This is a genomic window from Enterococcus sp. DIV0421 (assembly GCF_051713745.1).
In the GTDB taxonomy this organism is placed as follows: Bacteria; Bacillota; Bacilli; order Lactobacillales; family Enterococcaceae; genus Enterococcus_D; species Enterococcus_D casseliflavus.
In genome coordinates this window covers 197,449-220,827 of sequence record NZ_JBIOQM010000003.1, presented here as the reverse complement: position 1 = coordinate 220,827, position 23,379 = coordinate 197,449, and the positions used below count along the sequence as shown (strand labels likewise).

17 protein-coding genes, 1 tRNA gene and 5 pseudogenes are annotated in these 23,379 nt (G+C 34.8%); 18 read left to right on the top strand and 5 right to left on the bottom strand.

From position 1 onward, the window contains the following. Positions 1-8: 8 nt before the first annotated feature. From IGI96_RS19050 to IGI96_RS19015, 8 genes and pseudogenes are all read left to right on the top strand, one after another. Positions 9-3,158, top strand: coding sequence for a type I restriction endonuclease subunit R (locus tag IGI96_RS19050; RefSeq protein ID WP_438785619.1), 3,150 nt, complete (start codon positions 9-11; stop codon positions 3,156-3,158). A 268-nt stretch (positions 3,159-3,426) separates the two neighbouring features. After that, a pseudogene (locus tag IGI96_RS19045) lies at positions 3,427-3,623 on the top strand (recombinase family protein); the annotation flags it as partial. Positions 3,624-3,952: 329 nt separating this feature from the next. Beyond that, the gene (locus tag IGI96_RS19040) at positions 3,953-4,198 is read left to right on the top strand and encodes a type II toxin-antitoxin system Phd/YefM family antitoxin (RefSeq protein WP_438785618.1); all 246 of its coding nucleotides are present in this window, start codon (positions 3,953-3,955) and stop codon (positions 4,196-4,198) included. Further along, positions 4,183-4,449, top strand: coding sequence for a Txe/YoeB family addiction module toxin (locus IGI96_RS19035; protein WP_438785617.1), 267 nt, complete (start codon positions 4,183-4,185; stop codon positions 4,447-4,449). The genes IGI96_RS19040 and IGI96_RS19035 overlap by 16 nt, the downstream gene beginning before the upstream one ends. 93 nt (positions 4,450-4,542) lie before the next feature. Beyond that, complete coding sequence (locus tag IGI96_RS19030; protein ID WP_438785616.1) at positions 4,543-4,761, top strand: hypothetical protein; 219 nt, start codon at positions 4,543-4,545, stop codon at positions 4,759-4,761. A 418-nt stretch (positions 4,762-5,179) separates the two neighbouring features. Beyond that, a complete protein-coding gene (locus tag IGI96_RS19025; RefSeq protein ID WP_077454773.1) occupies positions 5,180-6,376 on the top strand; it encodes an IS110 family transposase in 1,197 nt (398 codons plus the stop codon). 166 nt (positions 6,377-6,542) lie between these two features. Then, positions 6,543-6,994 (top strand): annotated as a pseudogene (gene tnpA, locus IGI96_RS19020) (IS200/IS605 family transposase). A gap of 186 nt (positions 6,995-7,180) precedes the next feature. After that, a complete protein-coding gene (locus tag IGI96_RS19015; protein WP_438785615.1) occupies positions 7,181-8,731 on the top strand; it encodes an IS1182 family transposase in 1,551 nt (516 codons plus the stop codon). Positions 8,732-9,062: 331 nt separating this feature from the next. On the opposite strand, the gene tnpA (IGI96_RS19010) is transcribed toward IGI96_RS19015, so the two are convergent. Both tnpA (IGI96_RS19010) and IGI96_RS19005 read right to left on the bottom strand, forming a co-directional pair. Beyond that, positions 9,063-9,362, bottom strand: a complete 300-nt coding sequence (tnpA, locus tag IGI96_RS19010; RefSeq protein WP_438785614.1) for an IS200/IS605 family transposase — start codon at positions 9,360-9,362, stop codon at positions 9,063-9,065. A 166-nt stretch (positions 9,363-9,528) separates the two neighbouring features. Further along, entirely contained in the window at positions 9,529-10,719 is a 1,191-nt protein-coding gene (locus IGI96_RS19005) for an ROK family protein (RefSeq protein WP_438785613.1), read from the bottom strand. Positions 10,720-11,159: 440 nt separating this feature from the next. On the opposite strand from IGI96_RS19005, the gene IGI96_RS19000 reads away from it, so the two are divergent. From IGI96_RS19000 to IGI96_RS18975, 6 genes are all read left to right on the top strand, one after another. Next, on the top strand, positions 11,160-12,059 hold the full coding sequence (locus IGI96_RS19000) for a DUF7916 family protein (protein WP_438785612.1): 900 nt from the start codon (positions 11,160-11,162) through the stop codon (positions 12,057-12,059). A gap of 7 nt (positions 12,060-12,066) precedes the next feature. Further along, positions 12,067-12,384, top strand: a complete 318-nt coding sequence (locus tag IGI96_RS18995) for a PTS sugar transporter subunit IIB (RefSeq protein WP_438785611.1) — start codon at positions 12,067-12,069, stop codon at positions 12,382-12,384. A gap of 9 nt (positions 12,385-12,393) precedes the next feature. Further along, complete coding sequence (locus IGI96_RS18990) at positions 12,394-12,711, top strand: PTS lactose/cellobiose transporter subunit IIA (protein ID WP_438266496.1); 318 nt, start codon at positions 12,394-12,396, stop codon at positions 12,709-12,711. A 66-nt stretch (positions 12,712-12,777) separates the two neighbouring features. Then, on the top strand, positions 12,778-14,094 hold the full coding sequence (locus IGI96_RS18985) for a PTS sugar transporter subunit IIC (RefSeq protein ID WP_077454692.1): 1,317 nt from the start codon (positions 12,778-12,780) through the stop codon (positions 14,092-14,094). A 221-nt stretch (positions 14,095-14,315) separates the two neighbouring features. Then, a complete protein-coding gene (locus IGI96_RS18980) occupies positions 14,316-17,051 on the top strand; it encodes a family 16 glycosylhydrolase (RefSeq protein WP_438785610.1) in 2,736 nt (911 codons plus the stop codon). Between the two features lie 518 nt (positions 17,052-17,569). Continuing rightward, positions 17,570-17,643: transfer RNA gene (locus tag IGI96_RS18975), tRNA-Ile, on the top strand. 80 nt (positions 17,644-17,723) lie between these two features. Here IGI96_RS18975 and tnpA (IGI96_RS18970) read toward each other — a convergent pair. The 3 genes and pseudogenes from tnpA (IGI96_RS18970) to IGI96_RS18960 all read right to left on the bottom strand — a co-directional run bounded on the left by tnpA (IGI96_RS18970) (position 17,724) and on the right by IGI96_RS18960 (position 20,204). Then, positions 17,724-18,127 (bottom strand): annotated as a pseudogene (gene tnpA, locus IGI96_RS18970) (IS200/IS605 family transposase). A gap of 1,087 nt (positions 18,128-19,214) precedes the next feature. Beyond that, entirely contained in the window at positions 19,215-19,415 is a 201-nt protein-coding gene (locus tag IGI96_RS18965) for an IS110 family transposase (RefSeq protein ID WP_438785609.1), read from the bottom strand. A 220-nt stretch (positions 19,416-19,635) separates the two neighbouring features. Beyond that, positions 19,636-20,204: pseudogene (locus IGI96_RS18960) on the bottom strand (IS110 family transposase). Positions 20,205-20,490: 286 nt separating this feature from the next. Here IGI96_RS18960 and IGI96_RS18955 point away from each other — a divergent pair. The 4 genes and pseudogenes from IGI96_RS18955 (at position 20,491) to IGI96_RS18940 (ending at position 23,355) form a co-directional block, all read left to right on the top strand. Further along, a complete protein-coding gene (locus IGI96_RS18955) occupies positions 20,491-21,099 on the top strand; it encodes a YitT family protein (protein ID WP_438785608.1) in 609 nt (202 codons plus the stop codon). 254 nt (positions 21,100-21,353) lie between these two features. After that, a complete protein-coding gene (locus IGI96_RS18950) occupies positions 21,354-21,464 on the top strand; it encodes an IS3 family transposase (protein WP_438785607.1) in 111 nt (36 codons plus the stop codon). A gap of 96 nt (positions 21,465-21,560) precedes the next feature. Then, a pseudogene (locus IGI96_RS18945) lies at positions 21,561-21,743 on the top strand (IS3 family transposase); the annotation flags it as partial. Between the two features lie 208 nt (positions 21,744-21,951). Further along, the gene (locus IGI96_RS18940; RefSeq protein ID WP_438785606.1) at positions 21,952-23,355 is read left to right on the top strand and encodes a hypothetical protein; all 1,404 of its coding nucleotides are present in this window, start codon (positions 21,952-21,954) and stop codon (positions 23,353-23,355) included. The last annotated feature ends 24 nt before the right edge of the window (positions 23,356-23,379 follow it).

The following is a 23,379-nucleotide window of genomic DNA, read 5'->3' as shown; positions in this document are numbered from 1 at the left end:
GAAGAAGAATGAAAATTAGTCACCGTGAGGAAGCGGAAGTCGAAGAACAGTTGATCCGTGTACTGGGGGAAGGACATAATCAGTGGACGTATCGTCCGGATCTAAAATCAGAAGAAGATCTTTGGGTCAATTTACGCCAAAAAATCATGTCAAATAATCAAGCAGAACTGAATGATTCTCCTTTGACCGACAAAGAGTTTGAAACGATCAAAACCGAATTATTGCTACGAACGAAAACCCCATTTGATGCTGCGAAATGGTTAAAAGGTGAAAATGGGATGGCTCGGATCACGATTGAACGGGAAGATCCACAATTGGGTTCTGTCTCACTTATCCTTTATTCCAATCAAGACATTGGTGGAGGAATCTCTACTTATGAAGTGGTCCATCAAATTGCAAAACGTGGAAGTAACATAGAAGCACGGGATCGACGTTTTGACGTCACCTTATTAATCAATGGATTACCGATTGTCCAAATCGAGTTGAAACAAGTAACTGCAAAAGATGGTTTTTATCAAGCCTTTAATCAAATCAAAAAGTATGCAGAAGAAGGCATGTTTCGGAATAATATCTTTTCGACCTTGCAGTTGTTTGTGGTTTCCAATGAACAAACCACTCGTTATTTTGCAAATGCCTTACCGAAAGACTTACACCCTAAGTTTTTATTTAGTTGGCGAACGAAAGACAATGAAAAAGTAGAAAACTTATATGAATTTTGTAAACAAGTATTAAATATTCCGGATGCCCATCGCTTGATTGCGGATTATACGATTGTCAGTGAAGATCAAGACAATAAAACCCTCATGGTGTTACATCCTTATCAAGTACATGCGATTCAAGCCTTGTTTATTGCCGCAAATAAACATCAATCAGGGTATGTGTGGCATGCGACTGGTTCAGGAAAGACGTTGACTAGTTTTGTATCTACTAAGCTTTTAGCACGAAAATCGGGGATCGATCGAACGATCATGTTAGTGGACCGCAAAGATTTAGATAATCAAACCACCACAGAGTTTACGAAATTTGCTTCGGAATTTAATACTGGGATTTCTTCCGGGAACGCCAAAGCGAATAGCTTGATCGTGGGAACAGGAAGTGCCAAAGAGTTAAGTGAAACCCTGTTGGCAGATGCCAATGCAAATGTTGTAATCATTACAACCCGTCAAAAACTAGATGCGGCGTTGAAATATGCAAAGAAACAAGAAGAGAAAAAAGGAACCAATCGCTTCCAAAAATTAATGGGGCAACATATCGTGTTTGTAGTAGATGAGTGTCATCGAGCGCTAAGTGCTGAAAATATGGAAGAAATCAAAAAAATGTTTCCGAAATCCACTTGGTTTGGCTTTACAGGTACACCGATTTTCCCTGAGAATCGGAAACAAGCCAAAGGGCAATTGGCACGTACGACCCATGATCAGTATGGAGAGGTCTTGCACACCTATACCATCAAGAATGCATTAGAAGATGGCTCGGTTTTAGGATTTCAAGTAGAGCATGAAAACACCGTGGAGCCGACTTCATTAGAGAATAAAATCTATCGGAAATTAAAAGAAGTAGAAACATATGCAGAGTATTCATCAGAACAGATCAATCGTATGATTGATCAAATGGAGCCTGTCAAAAAAGAAAGTTATTTGGACCCTACTGTTTTTGAAGCAGATGAACATATACAAAAAGTCATTCATAAAATGTTCCGTCCAGACAATGCCTATACAAAATTTGATTTTCGAAATGGCCGTCCAACGAAATCTGCAATCTTAACCACGAGTTCCATTGACATGGCCAAAAAGTATTATCGGGCCATAAAAGAGATGTCGAAAGAGCCTGATTGGTTAACAAAAGAGTTTCCCAATCAGCCCATTCGTGAAGGACGAACGATGGAGGATCCTGATTTTCCACGAATCGCTATTACCTATTCATTAGAAGAAAATAGCCGAGATTCAAGCGCCCAACAAGAAGAAATGCAAAAAATTATTGAGGAATATAATCAGTATTATGATACTGCCTGGTCACTAGCAGACATTGAGCGTTATAACGGAGACATCAATAATCGTTTGGCACGAAAAAGAGCGGAATTCAAACAATTTGGGAAACAAATTGATTTAGTGATCGTAGTGGATCGTCTATTGACAGGTTTTGACGCCCCTACGATTCAAACCCTATTTGTGGATCGTAATCTAGAGTATGCAGGATTGATCCAAGCTTTTTCACGTACAAACCGTACGTATCCTGAAAAGACAAAAGGATTGATTGTGACGTTTCGTAAGCCAGCGACAATGGAGAAGAATGTCGAGAATGCGACAAAACTGTATTCAGAAGCTAAAGAAGAATCGGGCTTGATTTATCCAAGTTACCAAGAATCCAAAAAAAGATTCAAGCAAGCATATCGTAAGTTAAAAGAGGTTTCATCCATGGAATCCATTGATGAACATACGCCACTTGAAACTCGTATCGAATATGTCAAAGCATTCCAAGAATTGAATCGTGCTTATGAATCGTTAGTGACTTATGACGATTACAATGATGACATGGTGCAATCTTCAACTTTGAACAATCAAATTCAACTTTTGGAAGAACAAATTGGCGTGTACGAGACCGTGAAGGGTTCCTTAATAGAGGAAGAACCAGAAAAAGAGGGAGAAGATTTTTCAACGATCGAATTTTATAGTGAAAATACCACTAAGTTGTATGATATTGATTCAACTTATATTGATCAATTACTAGGAACTTATGCTGCAAATAGTTCAGATGCACGAGAAGAAATTGAAAAAGCTTTGGCGAAATTGAATAAAACAGAAGGAGTCAAAGAAGTTTACCGACAAATTTTAAATGCATTTGATGCGGGGACTTTAAATAGTAATGAAGATATTTTTGTTATTAAACGTCGCTATTTTACACAAGCGAGTGATGAGTTGATTCATGCCTTTTCTAATGAGTGGTTTGTCTCTGAGAAAGAATTACATGTTTCTAATTTGCAATATATATCAGGTGAAGAGTCAATTCCTAATATAAAAGTAATTATCAACAGTAAGGATTACGAAAGATATAAAGCCAAAAATCCAGAAGCGAAGCCATTTAAATACCCACAAGAAATGAAGCGAGCATGGCGTAAAATGTTAGACGATGAGTTGATTCCTCTTGAGAATGAATTGAGATGAACGGGAAGAGTTAAGAAGTTTGTACAATTCAAAGATGGAAGGTATGTTATTTCCTATGGATTTACTAAAAAAAACGGAGCAAACATCAATGAGCGAACTCAAGCATGCAAAAGAACTCAGAGGGGAGTGGTTTATAAATGATGATTAAAAAATTGATTGAAGAAAAAAGATAAAGATTTTGCAGAAGCATATGACCGTGAAGGAAGAAAACTCGAAACTGAGATAGCTCTTTATCATGCTCAGAAGGAAGCAGGGTTAACTTAAGAGGTATAGAGCCAATAAAAAGAATTAGAAAGAAGGCCGTCCAAAGAGGGGGGGAACGATCGCTACAAGCACGCTTTGGATCTAATGGAAATGAACAGTGTGAGAGACGTTGAGAAGAAAACAAATATTTCATTGTCTACCTTGAAACGTATTAAGAGACAAGAAAAAGAAGAAAATTTAAAATTGACCAACAATGAATGAATTGAAAGGATCAAAAGTGATGATACAGGAAGGATTGATTTATGATTGCTCTATCGATGAGTTAGGTATTTTTCAAGTCCAAGTTCTAGATGTGTCAAATACAGCTGAGGTTTTAGTTCGTGTGGTGCGGTGTACAGTGAGACAAAGAGAAATATTAAAAAAGTTAGAGTATAGGATTCGAATCCCAGAGCAATGCTTGGTGAATCAATCCGAAGATTTTGCTCATGTAAAAACAGTCCTGTCCAAATAGTCCTTCTATTAACGTACGCTTAAACGTACGTTATAATGTTTTTAAGAAAGTCAAGTGTAAAGGAGAAGAACTTAGGGAATTGATTACACCAACAAATGCAAGAAAAAATCTTTATGGAATCATTAAGCATGCTGTGTCTGACAGTCAACCTATAGAAATTGCAAGCACAAAAGAGGAAGAAAGTGTCATAATGATTAGTAAGAGCGATTGGAACTCCTTACAAGAAACAATCTACTTACAAAATGTGGGTGTACTGGATCGGATCAAACACTTTGAGAATGAAAAAAGTGAAGACTTAGATGAAATTGATTGGGATATAATGTAAAGATTAAAAAGAATGCTTGCAAAGACTTGCCTAAATTGAAAAGTGTTGATCTAACTAGTAAATTTGATGAACTAATCAAATTTATAAAGGAAAATCCTTTTCAGACACCGCCACCGTACGAAAAATTAACTGGATTATCTTACCATTCAAGACGTCTAAATATCAAACACAGACTGGTTTACAGCATGGATGAAGAGAGTAAAACGATCACGCTTCTCTATGTTTGGTCACACTATGAACGTGGATTTTAATATGATAAACTATTTCTAGATTTACATAATTTAGACTTGCGTTGCGCGTTAATGAAGTTTCATGCAACGCTATTTTTTGGAGGGGGACTAAGTATGGATGAAAAAGATGTATTTAAGAAACGCTGGCAACTAGCTCCAAGTGAGCAAAGAGCGAGATACAAGAATCTGTTGTCCTCCTATCCTAGGATCAATTGGACTTATAAGGAAAAGAAGTACTTACTTTGGTTGTGTCAGCTCGATATAGATACCTTTGAAACATTTGAAGTGATCCTGAATAAAATTAAAAATAGTAATGACAAAAGAGTGAATTGAATCGACCATCAAAAGTTAGACCAAAAAATCTAACTTTTGATGGTCGTTATTATTGACTTTAGTCAGTTTCGTTCGCTTAGCGTATGAAACAAAAAACCGCACGTTTCTACGCGTGGACGAAATAGCTTTAGCGATAAAAAACTCCTTGTATATTTAAGATACTCAATTAATCAGCTATTCCGTTTTAACTAGCTGTTATTTTGTCTATAATTGAGCTAGACGCTATGGACTAGTATAACCTCCACCAGATTCCTTTGGAATACTGTTGTCGAAAGGCTCTGGCCACAGCTCTTTGTCACATTGTTAATAAGTTTGTTAGCGCATGACATCTGTTCGTGACGCTTGATTGATCACAAGGTTACATAGGCAAAGAGTAAGTGGAGCATAGCGTAAATTTTATCTGTCAGGAGTGGTCCTTATGTTGTACGTTGGAATAGATATTGCCAAGCACAAACATGACTTAGCGATCATTGATACTGAAGGAACGGTTTTTATCCGTCATCTTCAGATTGAAAATAATCGTGAAGGCTTTACGAAGCTTCAAATGACGCTTGCCAATTTGCAGAAAACAACCGGCGAAGAGATTCAAATCGCCTTAGAAGATACCGGTCATTATTGCTTTAATATCTTACGCTTCCTTCGGACGCAAGGGTACCCAACTTATAGCTATAATCCATACTTAATTAAAGAATTTGCCAAAAATCAAAGCTTACGAAAAACCAAAACCGATAAAAAAGACGCCATGACGATCGCTCGTAAATTACGAGCAGATCTTGATAAACAATCATTTAGTGCGAACCCCTCAATGATTGAGCTGAAATATTTAACCAGACACACAGCTAGATTAAGAGAGGACTGTACTCGAAAAAAAGTGAACTACACACGCATTTTAGATATTCTCTTTCCAGAATTAGCACCTTCTTTGGGTTCTTCTTCCGCGAAGTACCAATCCTATGTGTACGCAATCTTAAAAGAATACCCCTCTGCTAGAAAATTAGGAAATGCACACTTAACGAAGTTGACCAATCTCATTTCAACGCACTCAAAAGGTCACTTTGGAAAAGAACAGGCCGTCAAGCTCAAAGCACTCGCGCAAACCTCTATTGGTCAAGAGTCGCCAGCGTTAGAATTTGAACTCCTTCAAACTATTGATGCCATTCAGTACCTTACAACTATGAGAGACAAAGCCGAGAAGGAAGTTGCTCGATTAATGAGTGAAATCGATTCACCTATTTTAACGATTCCTGGCATTGGTTTTAAATTAGGGAGTGTCATTCTCGCCGAAATTCGAGATATTAATAATTTCCGATCGCCGAATCAATTGCTTGCCTATGCAGGCGCAGAACCTTCCATCTCTACGTCTGGAATGAATCAGACTGAAACTGGTCGAATGGTCAAACGAGGTTCCTCTCAGCTTCGCTGGGCATTGCATGAAGCCGCCAGACTCATGTCTATTTGGTCTCCGTCTATGCGTGTCTATTTCCAGAAAAAACTAGCAGAAGGAAAACACTACAATGTCGCAATCAGTCATGTTGTTCGAAAACTGGTACGAATCATTTATCAACTACTGAAAGATAATAAGCCTTATGAGGAGCAGAAAATGATTGTTAACTGATCTTTTCAAAAATCCCCTTTGCCTAAGGGTTCTTTGTCATGCCTTCAAATAATGTCAAAACTACGTTATTCAAACTTTTCATTTTGTGCTTGACTTAATATAGTTTGTCTTTCGATATACTAATAGTGGCTACCAACCGCATATCAGATCGAAAGGAGTTTTTTTTATGTCTAACGACGATAAAAGTTTAGCATATACCAGATGGAATTGTAAGGTTCACATAGTCTTCACCCCGAAGTATCGACGAAAAGTGATTTATGGAAAGTTAAGAGTAAGTATTGGTCAGATAGTAAGAAAATTGTGTGAGATGAAAGATGTTGAAATCATTGAAGCTCATGCAATGCCTGACCATATTCAACTGTTAGTAAGAATACCACCAAAGATCAGTATTTCTAGTTTTATGGGCTACTTAAAAGGACTAAGTGCAACCTTAATCCATGAAAAACATGCGAATTTGAAATATAAGTATGGGAATAAAAGCTTTTGGTCCAAAGGATACTACGTGAGTACGGTTGGGTTAAATCAAAAAACAATTGAAAAATATATTCGAGAACAAGAAGAGATGATCGAATAAGAGATAGTATAAGTAAACAAGAGTATGTAGATCCATTTAAATAGTTAAAGAGAGATAGGGCTGTGAGCGGTTGGTGGTCATTTAAAAAGGAACTGTGACATAAGTCCATAGAAGAAAACCGCAAGAAATGACGAGAAATCGTTCATTTCTTGCGGTTTTTTGGGTAAAATAAAAAGGAGCACCGGTTGCCGCCAATGCCCCATCATTTAATCCTGAAAGGACTAAACAAAATGTATACTAATTATAACATGAATCAACTCACTTTGGATCTATCTACTTCATTTTCTCCAAAAGAAAATCATGTCGCCGTTTTTATCCATGAACTGGTCGAAGCGTTTCAGATTAATGACCTCTATCTTTTTGGTCGACCAAGAGAATATGATTTAGGTGCCATGATGAAGTTGGTTCTTTTTGCGTATACGCGAGAAACCTTTACAAGTCGCAAGATTGAACGCTTAGCTGAAGAAAACCTATATGCTCGCTGGTTGATGCAAGAACGGGTTCCGACTTATCGAACGATCGCCCGTTTTTGTGTATCCAACGATGTACAAGAGTTGACCAATAAAGGCTTAGATCAGTTGACAGAGTATCTGCGGGCACGGAATCTGATTGATGATGCGCTGTTTATTGACGGCACAAAAATCTTGGCAGATGCGAATAAGTACAGCTTTGTCTGGAAGAAAAACACGATCCGATTCGATCAAATGAATCGCGAAAAACTGCTTACTATGATGACGGAACTAAGAGAAGCGTATGCCCTGAAACAGATTCCCGAAGGGACGTCCTTGACCGTAGACAGGATAGATGAACTGTTAACACGGATGGAACTACGTTTGGAAGAACTAGAAAAAGAAGTTGAGGCAACGAAACGTCTTTCGCCAAATCCAGCGAAACAACAACGGAGAACGTTGAAAAGCCAAGTACGCAAATTAAATACAAAACGAGAAAAACTTCTGGAACATCAAACGCAGTTTTCTACTTATGGGACAAGAAACAGTTATTCAAAAACTGATCATGATGCGACATTCATGCGCGTTAAAGAAGACCCTATGAAAAATGGCCAACTTAAGCCTGCGTATAACCTGCAAATCGCTACTTGTAATCAATTTGTACTCGGCTACGATGTCTTTCAAAACCCAACAGACACTAAGACACTGAAACCATTACTGGAAAAGATGAAGATTGCACAAAAGTCCCCTCATTATTTGGTCGCCGATGCAGGCTATGGTTCAGAAAGCAATTACCGCTATATAGAAGATGAACTTCCCCAGCATACTGCACTGATTCCTTATGGAACAATGTTTAAAGAACAAAGCAAGAAATGGCAAACAGATGATCGGAAAGTAATGAATTGGAATTATGAGCTTAAGGAGGACTTTTACATCGACCCCAAAGGGGTACGATTCAATTTTCATGCTTACCGTAAACGAACAGATGCGGATGGCTTTGTCCGAGATTTTAAAGAATACCAAGCAGAAAAAACGGATGCGAACCAAGCGCTCATTCCTGAAGCCTTAACCCCAAAGGGGAATCGCAGAAAGATCACTGTAAATCCGTCTTGGGAATACCATAAAGAAAAACAAAAAGAGCGCTTATCAACGCCTGAAATTCAAAAAATATATGGTCGGAGAAAGATCGACGTGGAAACAGTCTTCGGATTTATGAAGGCTTGTTTGGGTTTCACTCGATACACGGTTCGGGGCTTAGAAAAAGTCAGAAAACAGACGGGTTTACTCATTACGGCAATCAATATGATGAAATTGACAAAAATAGGTACTTGAACTACCCAAAATGAATAAAAAAAACAAGGAGCACTCGAAAAATCACATGATTTTCGAGTGCTCCTTATATTTTGGAGAGCGTAACTAGTTAACTTATGTCACGCCCCCTAGCGAGTGGTGAGCTTTTCTAGGGCTGTTAAAAAGTCACCCGTTTCACGGGTGGATATTTACTTACACAGGATGGAAACAAAAAAATTTACCACTCGAACCTTTACGAATTGTAGCATTTAAGATTCGCTCTTTGGGCTCTCGGCTTTTCACAAATTTAACAAGTCCTAACTTAGGAACTTTTACGAAATTATTTCTAATTTCGATACTATTATTCACATTTTTAGTTATATAGCTTTGTACAGGATGTTTTTAAACAGGAGCCTAGCGGATACGCCTTTAAATGCTTTAACAATACTAGGAATATAGTGTTGTTAAAGCATTCAGTAAGTAAATGAATATGTTTTTTATCTGATTCTATTTCTATAATTTTCACATTATTATCATTAGCGATTTGTTTTAATAGCTGTTTGATATCAATGTCTACCTGACCAGACAAAATATCATGTCGATATCTTACATACCAAACAAGATGGTATTGTCTAGAATAGACATAATCACGCCCATAATGAATTTCTGACATATAAAAACGCCGCGCAATAATTTTAGAATATGTATTTCTACAAAATCAATTATAACAAGGTGTTTTATTATTATTTAGCTTATATTTGTCAATTGTTTAACCTAGCTAAAGCTAGGTAATAACTGAAACAGATTCAACCCATGATTAAAATCATGGGTGTTTTCGGCTAGCTTATAAAATTATGTTCTTCTAATTTTTTGTAGACACATAATGCAGTTGCCCCTACTGCACCATTAGTTTTTTTATAGTCTTTTTTGATCACTTCTTCTTGGTTTTGAAAGGTTAATAGTTTAGGTTTAATATTTAGTAGTTGTAATAAGGTATTAGTGATATTTTTATTATCAAAAATTTTTCCGTGCAGGATTAATTTAGTAGAATCAAGAATCATATTTAAATTATTTAGCGTTAAAGCAATATAATTAAGAGCCGTATTTATTAACTTGGAAATAGCAGAATCACCTAATTCATATGCATATAAAATTGTTTCAATAGATATATCACGCTCGTTATCGACTAATTGATGTAAAAAAGTAGAAGAAGAATGTTTATAAATTAATTTTGAATGTTTTAATAACCAGGTTTCACTAGTATATGTTTGTAAGCAACCTCTTTTTCCGCATTCGCAAAAATGTCCATCAAGATTAACTACTGTGTGTCCTATTTCACCAATCAAAAAATTATCTTTGCTAAAAATATCTCCTTTGTAAAAATAAGAACAATGTATACCACGCCCAATATGAAAAAAAATAAAATTATCATTTGTCCGTTTATAGAAGAAATGTTCCGCAAGGGCCATACAATTTACATTATTTTCAAAATAAACTGGGATTTTTATCGTATCCACAATTTTTTTGAGATCGAAATTTTTCCATGTACAGTTATTAGTCAGGATTCTTGTCGAATTATTATAATGGCCGGGTAGAGCAATACCGACTGCAGACACAGATACATTTAATGAATTGTAAAAAGATAAAAGATTATTTATAAAACTATCATGTGTAATAGAAGGATCTGACGCATCTATTGTATACACTTTTTTATTATAAATTTCTCCTGTATTGTCAGTTGAGACGAAAGAGTAGAATGACTCAGATATTTCAGCCCCTATAAAGAAACTGTGCTTTGGGGAAATATCTAATAAAATTTTTCTTCTGCCAGCTTTATTATTATAGTATTCTCCTAATTCGTATAAGATATTTTTATCTATCATTATTCCTGTTAGTAAGCTAATCGTTGCAGGAGTAATACCGGTTTTTTTTGAAATATCTATTCTAGATATTGGTCCTTCAGGATAAATAACATTTAATATTTGGGAACATAGCTCTTTCTGTTTTTTTGTAATTTCTATTTTGAACACCTCCTATATTTTATTTAGAATTATAGCATATTAGAATATAAGAATGTATCGGGTTAAGATTTACTATTACAATTTTTTGGGGTAGGGGAAATTAGAAAAAATTAATTTTAACGGTATTGACAATATTTGCCTCAAGAAATTAAAATGATTTTAGTAATAATATATTATTATAAATATCGTGGAAAGGTTTTAATAGTTATAAAATGAAATATAAATGCAAATTGCGAGGAGGTTTTATTACATAAATAAAAGATTAAATGTGTTAGGAGTGATGTAAGATTTTGATATAATTGAGAATAAGGCTTCCTTTTTATAAGAAAATCTTTGTTTGGTTGATGTTATAAGGTAAGTTGATTAGAAAATTTTAGATTTGTATAATTTTGTCTCATAGATATTATATTTTTGGCTGTAGAAATTTTAATTTGAATGGAGAGAGATGTTTGACAAAAAGATTAATAAGCGCAAATTCTTCAGAAATTTTAAAAATGGATGCTCAAGAATTAAAGCAAAGTATTAAGGCTAGTGAAGGAAGAGTTGTATTATCCGAAAATGTTGCACCGAGAGAAAGTTTTATAGGTGATATTACCAATGCTGAAATTGCGCGTGCATTTGGTGCAGATTTAATTTTATTAAATGGTTTAGACGTACTACATCCAAAAATTTTTGGATTAGATAGTAAAGAAAATAATATTATTGAAGAGTTGCATTCTTTAATCGGATGTCCGATAGGTGTAAATTTAGAACCTGTTGATCTAAATGCTGAGATACAAGAAGAACGTTTGGAATTAGAAATTGGGAGACAAGCAAATATACAAACTTTTAAACGTGCAGAAGATTTAGGGTTTGATTTTATTTGTTTAACAGGTAATCCTGGAACTGGTGTATCAAACAAACAGATTCTTAAAGCTATTGAAGAAGCGAGGGAAACGTTCTCTGGGTTGATTATTGCGGGTAAGATGCATGGGGCTGGATTAGATGAAACAATTATAGATGTGGAGATTACACAAAAGTTATTAAATGCTGGTGCAGATATTATCTTAGTACCGGCTGTCGGAACAGTTCCAGGATTTAAAGAAAAAGATTTAGTTGAAATTGTAAAAGAAGTTCATAAGAATGGTGGCTTAGTCCTCTCAGCTATTGGTACAAGTCAAGAAAGCTCTGATGTGTCAACAATTAGAGATATTGCAATTCGTAATAAGATTTGTGGTGTTGATATTCAGCACATTGGTGATGCAGGATATGGTGGTTTAGCACCAGTAGAAAATATTTATGAACTAAGTAAAGCAATTAGAGGAACCAGACATACAGTGTCTGTTATCGCAAGATCAATTAATAGATAGGAGAATAATGATGTCGAAAAAGATTATGTTAGCATGTGCGGCTGGAATGAGTACTAGTTTGTTAGTAACAAAAATGCAAAAAGCTGCAGAGGCAAAGAATTTAGATGTAGAAATTTTTGCAGTTCCAGTGGCAGAAGCTGATCTATATGTAGAAGATAAAAATGTTGATGTTGTATTGTTAGGACCCCAAGTAAGATATATGCTTCAACAATTTGAACAAAATTTGAAACCTAAAGGTATTCCAGTTGCAGTCATTCCAATGACAGATTATGGAATGATGAATGGATCAAAAGTAATTGATTTAGCGGAAGGATTAATGAAATAGATGGAAAATATGGATGAGAAAACAATGCAAGCAGTAATGGGATTAATTATGTATGGAGGTGATGCAAAAAATAATGCAATGGAGGCAATTCAAGCAGCAAAACGATTTGATTTTGAAGAGGCAGAAAAAAAGCTAAAATCTGCTCAAGAATCTTTGGTTTGTGCACATAATTCCCAAACAGAAATGTTAACAGCGGAAGCACAAGGAAAAGAAAATACTATTACTTTGTTAATGGTGCATAGTCAAGATCATTTAATGACAAGCATTACATTTACTGATTTAGCTAAAGAAATTGTTGATTTATATAAATCCTTAGCATCTGAATAAAATGAACTAATTATCATTAGTTTATAAACTTTGAAGATATTTTTATTTATAGGAGGGAGAAGGCGAATGAATAAATTTGAAGAAGTAGTTCAAACAAAATTGGTTCCTATTGCTGGTCGTTTTGGAAGTAATAAGTTTTTGATAGCTATTCGGGATGGTATTACTTATTCAATGCCGTTAATTCTAATTGGCTCATTTTTGATGGTGATTGCAAGTTTTCCAGTTCCAGGTTGGGAAACTTGGCTCGGGGAAGTGGGCATTTCAACGTATCTTTGGAAAGGGGTCGATTCTAGTTTTAATTTGATCGCTTTAATTGCTGCTTTTGCCATTCCTTATAGTCTTGTCAAACAGTATAAAGAAGATGGAATTTCAGCTGGTGTCATTAATATATCAGCGTTTTTAATGGTTACTCCGTTTACAATTCCTTTTTTAGATGAATCGGGTAAAACGTTAGGTTCTGTTGGGGGAATCGCACCATCATATTTATCATCTGGCGGATTATTTGTAGCCATTGTTTTAGGATTGCTTAATGGTTATGCGTATCAGTGGTTTATGAAAAAAGATATTCGTATAAAAATGCCTGAAGGAGTTCCTCCAGCGGTGTCAAAAAGTTTTAGTGCTATTATTCCTGGAACAGTAATTCTAGTTTTTTGGCTTATTATTTATGGACTGTTAGATAGTCTGAAACTACCTAATGTACATGACATAGTAAAAACAGTTTTAGGTGTTCCATTTAGTATGTTGGGAAGTACGTTGTTTGGTAATTTTATTGTAGTTTTATTAAATGGTTTATTGTGGTTCTGTGGTGTTCACGGAGGAAATGTTTTAAATAATCCGATTATGAAGCCTATTTGGTTAGCTAATTTAACAGAAAATGCGACAGCTCATAAAGCTGGACAAGAACTTCCTCATGTTTTCACATCTGTATTTATGGATAATTTTGTTTTTATTGGTGGCTCGGGTGCGACAATTGGGTTAGTTATTGCGTTAGCGTGGTTAGCAAAACGTCGTAAAGCCAGTCAACAGGCCAAGGTTCTTTCTCCTTTAACATTATTACCTGGTCTTTTTAATATTAACGAACCTACAATGTTCGGGGTTCCTGTCGTTTTGAATGTTTTAACAGTTATTCCGTTTGTTTTAGCTCCAGCAGTAAATCTCATTGTTGCTTATTTTGCGTTCAGCTCAGGCATAGTCCCTGGAACATATACAGATCCTGGTTGGACAATGCCACCAGTTATTTCAGGTTTTTTAGCAACTGGTAGCTGGCAAGCTTCTGTTTTACAAGTCATTTTGATTGTATTAGATATTCTGCTCTATTTACCGTTTATCTTTAATGTTGAAAGAAGATGGAAAGCTAGTGAACAATATAAAGATAATATATAATTAACATTTTATAGCGTTGCTAATTCATACCAGAATAATCGCTATTATAATTATTCTGGTATGAATATAAGTGATTTCACAAATATTTTGGCGGTTTAAACTCTATAGTGCATTTTTTTATAAATGAGAGCGTTTTATTAATACATTGAGGTGGATTAAACTCTTCTAAAGTGTTGTAGAGTTTTATAATATCTAATTTTATTTAATATAGGAGTGAAATAATGGTGTCTAAAAGAAATGTATTATTGCGGAAACAAAAATACGCTTATAAAGTTCAAAAATACTCTATCAAAAAATTAAGTGTTGGAGTTGCATCAGTTTTAGTAGGAACAGCTCTGTATCTAGGTAATTCTGTATCCGCTGCAGAGGTTACTGATACAGAGGTAAATAGTAATAATGCTGCATTAATAGAAGAGTCATCAACAGTTAGCGAAGGAGCACCAGTAGAGAATGGGTCAGCAGCATCAAGTGAAGTTGCCCCTACAGAAGTTGCAGAGCCATCAGCAGTAAGCGAAGGATCAACAGTAGAGAATGGTGTAGAAGAATCAAATGGAGTTGCATATACGGAAGTTACAGAGCCATCAACAGTAAGTGAAGAAGCAACAGTGGAGAATGGTTCAGAAGCATCAAGCGGGGTTGCACCTACAGAAGTTGAAGAGTCATCAACAGTAAGTGATGGTACAACAGTAGAGAATAGGGCAGAAACATCAAACGAAGTTGCATCTACAGAAGTCGAAGAGCCATCAACAGTAAGTGAAGAAATAACAGTAGAAAAGATGAATAGTGAATTGAATCGTGCAGCAGATGGTGATTTTGAAGGAAGCATTGTTTCTAATAAATCAAAATGGACGATGAAGCCTTGGGGAGTTTCTACTATTGTAACTGAGGGAAATAATACGTTTGGGAAAATTAATGGTGAAACAAAAGATGAATATATTTTGCAGAAAATACCAACAACACCAGGGAAAAAATATTTAGTTACAGCTGATTTGAAAGTAGTTGCTCGAAATGCTACACCTACGGGAGTCTATTTTACTGCAAAGGAATTCACAGAAAATAGACAACAAGGAAAAGTATATAACCAACTATATTTAGATGAAACGTTAAAAGATTGGACGAAGCAAACATTTGAATTTACTGCAGAAGGAGCAGAAACACTTGTTGGTATTGTTAAGTGGAATCCCGATGATTCGACTATTAATACCGAAAAAACAGAAATCAGTATTGACAATTTAGTTGTTGTAGAGAAATCAGAAAGTAATTATGAAATTATTTGGCAAGAAGATTTTGATAAGTCAGAGTTAGATAAAGATACTTGGAGTTACATGGTTGGGACTTTAGCGAGAAGTGAGCAACAAAATTATACTACCAGTAAGAAGAATGTATATACAGAAAATGGTAGTTTGTTTTTTAAAGTTACTGATCGTGGAAGTGAAGAAATTAATCCTAGAAGGGAAAATGGGCGTCCTATTAAATATGATTCTGGTTATGTTAATACATCTGGAAAAAAGGATTTCTTGTATGGTCGTATTGAAATGAGAGCTAAGCTACCTAAAGGTAAAGGTGCATTTCCTGCATTTTGGTTAATGGGGACATCATATGGTTGGCCTGGTGGTGGTGAAATAGATATTATGGAATTAATTGGTGCTCCAACTACAGAAAGAGCGGTTAATGGAGAAACTGATCCAACAGATAATGGAAGACAAAGTAATCAAATTGTTTACGGAACTCCTCATTTTTACTATATAAATGGTGATGTAGATAAAGATGGTAGTTATGATCCATACGAGTTGGGTGGTAATGCTAAGATAGAGGAAGATTTTTGGAATGAATGGCATATTTTTGGTGTGGATTGGTCTCCAGAAAGAATTGATTGGTATCTTGATGGAGTCATTTATAATTCTATGAATCTTGTCGGTGATGAAAGGTTAGAAGCAGCTGCTAGAAGTATCAATCGACCACAAATTCTAAAATTAAATTTAGCAACAGGTGGGGATTGGGCTGGAGATGCAGGTGATTATTTAGCTGAGGACAATACTACTATGATTGTTGATTGGATTCGTTGGTCCCAAAATGAAGAGCAAAAGAAGGCTGCAGAAGAGTGGTATGCTGATGCTCCAAAACTAATCGGTGTATCAGATATAGTAATTAAAGAAGGAACAAATTATGATGTGTTGTCTAATATATCAGTAGATAGAGTTGACTATATTGTTAATGCTAGTATTGATGATGAATACATGTACACGGACACTGGGGAACTTAAATTAGTTAACACAATTAATATAAATGATATTTCTAAATTGAAACCAGGCATTTACAATGTTCACTATAGCGTTGTTCCTAAAGATAAATCATTAAATAATGATGGATTAGCTACAGGAGATATTTATAAAACGCTTTTGAAGACGGTATCATTAATTGTTCTTCCCGAATCGGGTCTTTCAGGTTCGACAGGAGCTAAGTTAGCTACAATTAAGCTTCCTGAAGGTTGGACTTGGGAGGATGATCAGCAACTGATAGGATCGCAAGAATATTATAAGGTGAAATTCAGGACAAATGAAGGTTCTCGTGCAGTCATAGTTGATATTCCTGATACAATGATTGACAAAAAGAACCCTATTGATGGACATTTAAATAGAGAATTGAAAAATAAATCTGAAAATAGTGTTGGGAAGAGAGATTCGAATAGCATTACATCAGAGAAGGTTAGTATGGAAAAATTTGATTCTGTAATTGAGCAAGTTTCTCTTAAATCTAATGAAGGCACAAATATTTTAATTGACCATTCTAATAATAGAAAAGCAATTGAGGATACTAAAAAATTTACAAATAAGGACTTTTCAAACAATAAAGAGCTTCCTCAAACAGGAGAGAAAAATATCTATTTTTCAAGTTTAATAGGATTCTTTTTCGTGACTCTTAGTGGCATTGGATTAAAAAAAAGAAAAAATTCTTGACAGAGATAAAAATTATAAGTTCTAAATATTTTAATGGAAAATCTAATAATGGTATTTGGTAGTTATCGTTTTAAATACTATTTAACTTATATAGGAGTTCATCACCCACCTATAGAGGATGGGCGATGAACTCCTGATTATGTTAAAATTAGACTTAAAACATTATTTAATATATAATTAAGTTGAAATACGTATTTGACTTATTAGAATGATTACTTTAACATATATCTATGTTGTTTACCTAGTCGTAAATTTTTGACGTAAAAACGGTTTGAGGCTATCTCAGACGAAATTTTACGTCCCTTAGTCGGGGTCTTTTTTATTGCTTCAAATTCAATCATGATCTTTGTTATGACTAGTACCAATTATCAGTAAAACTGAGTATTATTGTAAATTTCATCAATTAGGCTTAAACACCATTGAATAATATAATTTCCAACCTTATAATTAAATCAGCCAATTTTTAATCTTTTTTTCAAACAACCTTATCCTATCCTTTTCCGAGGATAGGTGTTTTTGTACCTTTAGCTCAGTTGGTCAGAGCAGACGGCTCATAACCGTCCGGTCGTAGGTTCGAGTCCTACAAGGTACATAATAACCCCATTCTACTCATAGCAAGTAAGAAGGGGTTATTTATATGCTTTTAGTCACTCCATAAAGCTTACTCGCTTGCTATTTATGATTATTTCCTTGATTTTGAATATACTTCCTAATCACATCAATTGGTGCTCCACCAGTTGTCAGAAGGCAAAAACTTTTTGACCAGAACATTTCTTTCCAAAGAAATTGTTTGACTCTTGGATAATCACGCTTTATCAAACGTGAGCTGGCACTTTTATAGGCATTAATAAATTTTGTCAACTCTGTTTTTGGTTGAGCTTTGAACATAATATGAATGTGGTCTTTATCATGATTCCACTCAACTAAAGTGATGTGATATGGTTCTGAGATTCTTTCAAAAGTCGTTTTAGCGTAGTTAGATATTTCATTATCAATTACTTGTCTACGATATTTCGTTACTAAAATAAGGTGGTAATAAAGAAAAATACTGAGTGGTTATTTGTATCTAATTCCATGTTATATCAACTCATTTTTGTATAGACTGATTTTAACATGGGACAAAATAAAAAGGCAATACACCCTAATTGTCGGTATTCATCACTCACCTATAGAGGATAGGCGACTTCTGCCTGAATTACGTTAAAAATTTATTAAGGGTCTTTTAGCTGTTGTTTTTTTGTTGTGTTTCTGTTTATATATATTAAACGTTTAGTGCAGGATTACCTATTATGAAAAAAACGAAAAAAGAAACAGTAAACTATGATAGATATTTTGAATCATAAAAGATAAAAGAATTAGATGTATGGCCATCAGATAATAAGTTGTTATTTTTTTATTCGATTGTTGGTGGGATTGTTGATTTCTTATGTCTTTTCCCAATTGATGGATAAGACGTTTAACGAGGGGATTACATTAGGTATTTGGGGAGTAACTTGGTTCAAAATAAAAGTAAATCTATTGTTTACAGACAAAATATGCAAAAATTATAAGTCCTTAGCTCAATCAAGGGATTGTATACGAGTACAAAAATACCCACTCTAGAGAGAGCGGGCTTCCTTTGGAAGGAGATTAATGAAAAAATTTATTGGATAGTTAGATTATAAAATGTGAAATGAAATTTTTCAATTGTTATCTTACCGAATCTAACAATTTACTGTAAGATTTAGTGGAATGCATAAAATTTATCTTGATAAATTACTTTTTATTTCTAAAATAAAATATAGATTTTGGTTGTTTTTCTTTCGCTTTCTCAACTGAGGATGTTTTTTTGATTAATATTATTGTAGAAAGACAAACTATATTAAGTCAAGTACAATAGGAAAAGTTTGAATAATGTAGTTTGTATATGGTTTGAAGGCATGGCAAAGAAATCCTAGGTAACGGGAATTTTTGAAAAGATCAGTTAACGATTTTTTTCTGCTCTTCATAAGGTTTATTATCTTTCAGTAGTTGATAAATAATCCGCACCAGATTTCTTATGACATGACTAATTGCGACATTATAGTGTTATCTTTCCGCTAGTTTTTTCTGGAAGTAGACACGCATAGACGGTGGCCAAATAGACATGAGCCTGGCGGACTCATGCAATGCTCAACGTAATTGCTAAGATCCACGTTTGACCATTCGTCCAGTTTCCGTTTGATTCATTCCAGAAATGGAGACGGAAGGTTCTTCGCCTGCATAAGCAAGCAGTTGATTCGGCGAACGAAAATTCTTAATGTCCCGAATTTCGGCGAGAATGACATTCCCTAATTTAAAACCAATGCCAGGAATCGTTAAAATAGGCGAATTGATTTTACTCATTAATCGAGCGACCTCCCTATCTGCTTCGTTCCGCAAAGTTGTAAGGTACTGAATGGCATCAATGGTTTGAAGGAGTTCAAACTCTAACGCTGGCGACTCTCAGACAAGGGCGGCTTGTGCGAGTGATTTGAGCTTGATCGCCGGTTCTTTTCCAAAGTGACCTTTTGAGTGCGTTGAAATAAGATTGGTCAGCTTCGTTAAATGTGCATTCCCTAGCTTTTTAGCAGAGGGGGATTTTTTTAAGATTGCGTATACATAGGATTGGTGTTTCGCAGAAGAAGAACCCAAAGAAGGGGCGAGTTCTGGAAAGAGAATGTCTAGAATACGTGTGCAGCTTACTTTTTTTTCGAGTACAATCTTCTTTCAATCTGGCTGTATGTCGAGTTAAATACTTCAACTCAATCATTGAAGGGTTCGCACTAAATGATTGTTTATCAAGATCTGTTCGTAATTTACGAGCGATCGTCATGGCGTCTTTTTTATCGGTTTTGTTTTTCGTAAACTTTGATTCTTGGCAAATTCTTTAATTAAGTACGGATTATAGCTATAGGTTGGGTACCCTTGCGTCCGAAGGAAGCGGAGGATATTGAAGCAATAATGACCGGTATCTTCTAAGGCGATTTGAATGTCTTCACCGGTTGTTTTCTGCAGATTGGCAAGTGTCATTTGAAGCTTCGTAAATCCTTCACGGTTATTTTCGATTTGAAGGTGACGGACAAAAATCGTTCTTTCAGTATCAATGACCGCTAAGTCATGTTTATGCTGGGCAACATCAATTCCAACATACAACTAAGGATCACTCCTAATCAGATAAAATTTACGCTGTGCTCTACTTACTATTTGCCTATGTAATCTTGCGATCAATCAAGCGTCACGAACTGATGTCATACGCTAACAAACTTATTAACAATGTGACAAAGAGCTGTGGCCAGAGCCTTTCAAAAACAGTATTCCAAAGGAATCTGGCGGAGGGGATACTAGTCCACAGCGCCTAACTCAATTATAGATAAAATAACAGCTAATTAAAACGGAATAGTTGATTAATTGAGTAATCTAAATATACAAGGAATGTAAAATGAAAAGAAAATATGTTTTGGATGTTTTAGGAATTATACTAGGCATTTGTCTTTATTCATTATCAATTTGTGTAATCAATATTCCCAATAAATTAGGAGATGGTGGAGCAACCGGTATTGCATTGATTCTAAAGAGTTTATGGGCAATTGCCCCTTCACTATCAATTCTACTTATTAATTTGCCATTGTTGATAGTGTCTTTTTTCGCGTTAGGAAAAAAAGCAATATTAAAAACCTTATTTGGAATGTCTACATTAACAGTGTCTTTAAATTTTTGGACACAGCTTATTCCTTCCCCACCTCAAATCAATCTATTTCTTTCAAGTATAGCAACTGGAATACTGTCTGGCTTAGGCTGCGGTATAATATATCGTTTTGGTGGAAGTACTGGTGGAACAGATATTTTATATCTATTATTAGAAAAATATTTTGGTATAAGAATTGGTACTAGTCTATTATGTATTACCGTAATTATACTTTTATTATCACTAAGCTACATGAACTATTCTCAGTTTTTATTTACTTTGATTAGTTGTTTCATTTTCTCAAAAACAGTAAATTTTGTGAAATATACTCAGTTTCAAATTCCGTATAAGTATTTTGAATGAGCTACTTACCATGGAGCTAAACCAAACGGATTTCATATGTCAGAAACAATCTTATTTTACTATCTTCAGGTGAATATTTGTTCTATGTATAAGTCTGTTACATATGAACTGTAAAAATTGAATTATTTAATGGACGGTTTCTTAATGTGTTTAAAGGGAGGTGTGTCAAGAAAAACTGGACACTTAGTTAAGAGAATTGAAGCGATCCCCAAAAGTTAGACCCAAAAATCTAACTTTTTGGGGTCGTTATTTGTATGGCAAAATATCCTTTTGAATTAAAACTAAAAATCGTTAAAGAATATCTTAGTGGCGTAGGCGGATATCGTCATTTTGCCAACAAATACGGTGTTTCAAGCAAGTCTTAAGTAAGTGATTGGGTGAATGCCTGTTGTGAATACGGAGAGGATGGTCTATTGAGAAAGCGTCAAAATTAGAAATATTCTGTTCAATTTAAGTTAAATGCGCTAGAGTTATATCAAACAAGTGAGATGTCCTATCGGGAAGTTGTCAGCGCTTTAGAAATGAATAACCCTGCGCTTATTGTCAATTGGATGCGTGATTTCAGAGAAGCAGGTATTGAGGGGTTCTCAAAAGAGAAAGGGCGATCACTTACTTTGACTAGAAAAAGAAAATACAACAAATGACGAACAAAATCGTATCAAGACATTAGAAAAGCAAGTCCGATCCCTTCAAAGCGGTTAGTAGAACAATCAATGAAGTCATAAAAATCAAAACACATGTAACGAGGATTTTATATCGTGGAAGCGTTTATAAATAACAAATATAATGTTAAATTAGACTTGACTATATATATATAATATGAACGAAAATTTATGATAAGGAGAATAAATTATGAAAATGACAGATAGAAACTACTTGAAATTCTTGTTGTTTTGTAAATTTAGCTGCTGTATTTTGATTCTTTGTTCTTTAGTATTTACCTCTATGGAAGTGAATGCTACAGAAAAGGATAATTGGCAGGTAAGTGTAAATAACATAACGAAAAATGTGGGAGATACAGTTACTAAAGCGGAAGTAATATCAGCGGTTACCACTACAGCAGCAGGTAAGTCACCAGTAACCAAAACATTAGTGAATACGTATGAAGGAAAATTTCCCTTTAACATCCAAGAAAACGGATACTATTCATTTCCAGTTCAGGTGATCTATAAAGATGGTTCGATTACAGAAGTAGTGGTCAAGGTTGTGACAAATTCCTATATTGGTGAAGAAAAGTCTGCAATCAGTGCCTCCATACAAACACTTCTTACCTTGATTCAGGAAAATCCAAATGTTTTTAATTATCCGAGTGAAATTGTTGATAAGTATAAACAAGCTCAGCAGAATGCGTATAATCCTTATTGGAATGCATTCAACCTATTAAAGAAACCTAATTTGACTTTAGAAGAATTACAGAAAGAACATCAAAGTATTAAAGAGAATATTCAAAATATTCAAGTAACTAAAAATGGTCTAGTTGATGAAGAGAAGAGGGCTATTGGCACTTCTTTAGAAACGCTTCTTGCTTTGATTCAGGAAAATCCAAATACTTTTATTTATACAAGTGAAACCGCAAACAATTATACGCAAGCTCAGCAGAGTGCATATGATCCTTATAATAATACTTTTCAACTATTAAAACAATCTGATGTAACGTTAGAAGAGTTGCAAAAAGAACATCAAAATGTTAAAGCACATATTCAAAGTATTCAAGCAGCTAAAAACGGTTTAATAGAACGTACTGGAACAGAGGAAGAAATAGCAAAGTATAGAAAAGCCTTGAAAGATTTAGAAGATGCTATTTCAAGTGCACCGGTTATTGGTGACAGCACAACACCAGAGGTGTTAAATTATAGAGAAATCAAAAAACAGGCAGAAGAGTTGGTCCGTTCATCTAAAGACAAAGAAAATCTGCTATATACAGAACTGCAACAGATTTTTAAAAATTTAGTAACAGCTAAAAATAATTTAGAGAAAGCACAACAGGGATTACCTAAGATCCCAGAATATGCTGGTGCAGAAAAAACAGAAGATACAATAGTTGCAGAAAAAGAAGAGAAAGCTGATAAAACTGACAAAATCCAAACAGATAAATCAAAGAAATCTACTCAGAAAAAAGGTAAAGACAAAGTGAATGAAACTAAAACCTCTACTCCAAAAACAGGGGATCATACGAATTTATATTTGTATGTAGGCTTGTTGGGAGGATCAGGATGTTTACTTCTTTTGAAAGCCTTGAGACGAAAATTAATATAAAAAATAACGAGTTTATTTGGTTAT